This window comes from Plantactinospora solaniradicis (genome assembly GCF_042658085.1).
Taxonomy (GTDB): domain Bacteria; phylum Actinomycetota; class Actinomycetes; order Mycobacteriales; family Micromonosporaceae; genus Plantactinospora; species Plantactinospora solaniradicis.
The window spans coordinates 1-4,079 of sequence record NZ_JBHSPR010000052.1; the positions used below are offsets into that span (position 1 = coordinate 1).

Sequence of the window (4,079 nt, forward strand, 5' to 3'; positions counted from 1 at the left end):
CCGGAGTACCGGCCCAGCAACACCGTGAAAGCGCCGAACACCGTCATGAACATCGACACGTCAGCATCCCGGGACAGCGCGCGCAGACCGTCGACCACCTCGGCCGGCACCTGAAACTTGAGCGCCGCCCCAGCACTGGACCGCTGTGCCGGCCGCGGCCGATCCGTCGGCAACTCCAGCGTCGGCACACCCGTCAACCGCTGCCGCCAGTAGTCAAGCTGACCGTCGAGGACATCACCGGTCAGCCACTGCCGCTGCCACACCGCGAAATCGGCGTACTGCACCGGCAACACCGGCAAACCCGACTCGGTCCCATCCCGGGCCGCGGTATACAACACGTCCAACTCACGACGCAGGATCCCGGCCGACCACTCGTCACCCACCACGTGATGCATCGCCAACGCCAACACATGCTCATCCGCGGCCACCCGCAGCAGGCTCGCCCGGAACAACGGCCCAGCCGCCAGATCAAACGGCACCACCGCGTTTGTGGCCAACCACGCCTGCACGGCGGCAGCCGGGTCTGGTTCGCCGGACAAGTCGATCAGCGGCAGGTCGAACGGTGCCGGCGGGTCGACCACCTGCCACGGCACCCCGTCAGCATCGGCGACCAGTCGGGTCCGTAGCACCTCATGCCGGGCCACCAGCCCGCCAAGCGCCGTGGCCAGCGCCTCCACCGAAAGCTCGTCGGCCAGGTGGATCGGCATCTGCATGTTGTATTCGACCGAGCCGGGGTCGAGCTGGGCCAGGAACCACAGGCGTTGCTGCGCGAACGACAACGGCAACAACCCGTCGCGGTCCACCCGAACCATCGGCGGGGTATCGGTGCCCTGCGCCGATCCGGCAACCACGGCCGCCAATTCGGCCACCGTCGGACCGTCGAACAACGCCGCGACCGGCACCTCCACCCCGAACACGGCCCGGATCCGCGACACCACCCGGGTAGCCAGCAGCGAATGCCCACCCAGGGTGAAGAAGTTGTCGCGTACCCCGACCCGGTCCACACCCAACAGCTCGGCCCAGATCCCGGCCAGGAGTTCCTGTGTCGGCCCGGACGGGGCGACGTACGCGTCGGCCAGGTCCGGCCGGACACTGTCCAGCTCCGGCAACGCGGCCCGGTCGACCTTGCCGTTCGCGGTCAGCGGCAGACTGGTCAGTTCCACGAACACCGCCGGGATCATGTACTCCGGCAGCCGGGTCCCGATCCAACTGCGAAGCTCCTCGACGCCCGGCAGCCCGCCAGCCGGCTCCGTGGGCACGACGTACGCGACCAGCCGCCGTGCCGCGTCGGCCCCGTGCCCGACCACCACGGCGGCCGACAGCGCTGGATGCGCCACCAGCGCCGCCTCGACCTCACCGGGTTCGATGCGGAAGCCGTGCACTTTTACCTGCGCGTCGGCCCGTCCCAGGTATTCCAGCTGCCCGTCGGCGCGCCACGAGGCCAGGTCGCCTGTGCGGTACAACCGGAAGCCGTCCGATGCGATTGGGTCGGCGATGAACCGCTCCGCAGTCAGGTCCGGCCGGCCACCGTACCCGCGGGCCAAGCCGCCTCCGCCAATGTACAGCTCCCCAACCGCACCGATCGGCACTGGCCGCAGCAGCCGGTCCAGCACATGCAGCCGGGTATTGGCGATCGGCGCGCCGATCGGGATGGCCGCCCCGTCGTCGCCGCGCAAGCAAGGCCAGTACGACACCTCGATCGATGCCTCGGTCGGGCCGTAGAGGTTTTCCACGGCAGCGTGCTCGTGCCGGGCGTAGAACGCCGTCACGTCCGGTCCGGACAGCGCCTCACCACTGCTCACCACCAGCCGCAGCGACTGCATCGGTGCTGCCCACGGCTGCTGGACGAACTCGTGGAACAGCGACGGCACGAAATGCATCGCGTTCACGCCGGCGCGTTCGACCAGGTCCACCAGATAGCCGACGTCACCCTGCCGGCCCGGCTCCGCCATCACCAGGCAACCACCGGCCGCCAGCGGCCACACCAGCTCCCACAACGACACGTCAAAGGTGATCGGTGTCTTGTGCAGCACCCGCTCACCCGGCATCAGCTGGTGCCGATCCTGCATCCACCGGATCCGGTTGGCCAGCCCGCCATGCTCGGACAGCACCGCCTTCGGTCGGCCCGTCGAACCCGATGTATAGATCACGTACGCCAATTGTCTCGGCAACGTCGGCACCGCAACGGATGGCGGTGCGTCGACCGCCGCACGTACCGCCGGGTCGCCGGACAGTATGACCGGCGCGACGCCGGCGGGAAACCGCTCATCGCCGATGACGAGGGCCGCACCGCTGTCGGTAACCAGCTCCGCGAGCCGCTGCTGTGGATAGCCGGGGTCCAGCGGCAGGTACGCACCGCCGGCCTTCCACACCGCCACCAACGCCACCGCCAGGTCGATACTCCGGTCCAGGCAGACGCCGACCACCGACTCCCTTCCCACACCCAGCCCAGCCAGGTGGCGCGCCAATTGGTTCGCCCGCGCATCCAACTCGCCGTACCGCAGCGACGCCCTACCACACACCACCGCGACCGCATCCGGATCCGCCGCAGCCCGTGCTGCGATCAGCTCCGGCACGCCGCCGGTCCAGGACGCCGGCGCCGCGGTGTCGTTCCACGACCGCAGCGCCGACCAGTCGGCCTCGGTCAGCATCGGTACCTGCGACAGCCGCCGGCCGGCATCGTCCGCCACCGCGGCCAGCACCCGCTGGAAATGCCCGACCAGACGAACCATCCGATCGTCGTCGAACAACACCGTGCTGTACTGCACCGACCCGACCAACCCGGATCCAACCTCGCCCAACGCCACCGACAGGTCGAACTTCACCGGCATCGGCACCGGACCGGACCGCTCGGCGGGCACGTCCCGGACCGCCCGGTCCTCACCATCACCGGCGGCGTAGTTGAACAGCACCTGGAACAACGGGCTCCGGGACCGGTCCCGGACCACGCCCAACTCGTCGACGAGCTGCTCGAACGGCACATCCTGATGCGCGTACGCCGCCAGAGTCTCCGCCCGCACCCGGCCCAGCAGTTCGGTGAACGTCGGATCGCCGGACAGGTCGGTCCGCATGACGAGGGTGTTGACGAAGAACCCGATCAGGCCCTCGATCTCGGCCCGGTTCCGGTTCGCGATCGGCGTACCGACCACGATGTCGTCCTGACCCGAGTACCGGCCCAGCAACACCGTGAACGCACCGAACAACGTCATGAACATCGACACCCCGGCCGTACGGGTCACCGCCCGCAGCCCCTCGAGAACCTCGGCCGAGACGGTAAACTGCAGGGCCGCGCCTTCGACTGACTGCACCACCGGGCGTGGCCGATCGGTCGGCAACTCGAGCACCGGCACGTCCGCCAACCGCGTCCGCCAATACCCTAACTGCTCCTCCAGCACCTCACCGGTCAGCCACCGCCGCTGCCACACCGCGAAGTCGGCGTACTGCACCGGCAACGCCGCCAACCGCGGCTCCACGCCTTCGCTGTAGGCGGCATACAGAGCCTTCAGGTCGCGGTGCAGGATCGCATTGGACCATTGATCGCTGACCACGTGATGCTTGCTGATCAGCAACACATGCTGGTCTGGGCGAACCCGGACCAGGGTGGCCCGGAGCAGCGGTCCCGCGGCGAGGTCGAACGGCACTGTCATGTCGGCAGCCGACCACGCCTCCGCCGCCGCGACCGGGTCCGGCTCCCCGGAAAGGTCAACGATCGGCAGCACGAACGGCGCCGGTTGGTCAATCATCTGATACGGCACCCCGTCCGCGTCGGCGACCAGCCGGGTCCGCAATACCTCGTGTCGGGCCACCAAGCCGCCCAGCGCCGCTGTCAACGCCTCGACCGAGAGATTGCCGTTGAACGGGATTGACGTCTGCGAGTTGTACTCGACCGAATCCGGATCCAGCTGGGCCAGAAACCACAACCGTTGCTGCGCGAACGACAACGGCAGCGGCTCGCTGCGGTCGGCGACCGTGACCGGTGCGTGCCGCCCGCCATCCCGGTCGCGCAGGAGGGTGATCAATTCCTCCCGATGCGTCTGGATGAGCTGCCTGACCTCGTTGGTCATGGCGTTCTTCGCGGT

Annotated in this window: 1 protein-coding gene; it reads right to left on the reverse strand. The window is 68.8% G+C overall.

Annotated elements, in window-relative coordinates:
- A partial coding sequence (locus ACFP2T_RS36605; RefSeq protein WP_377430184.1) for an amino acid adenylation domain-containing protein occupies positions 1–4,064 on the reverse strand: 4,064 nt, incomplete at its 3' end.
- Between the last annotated feature and the right edge of the window lie 15 nt (positions 4,065–4,079).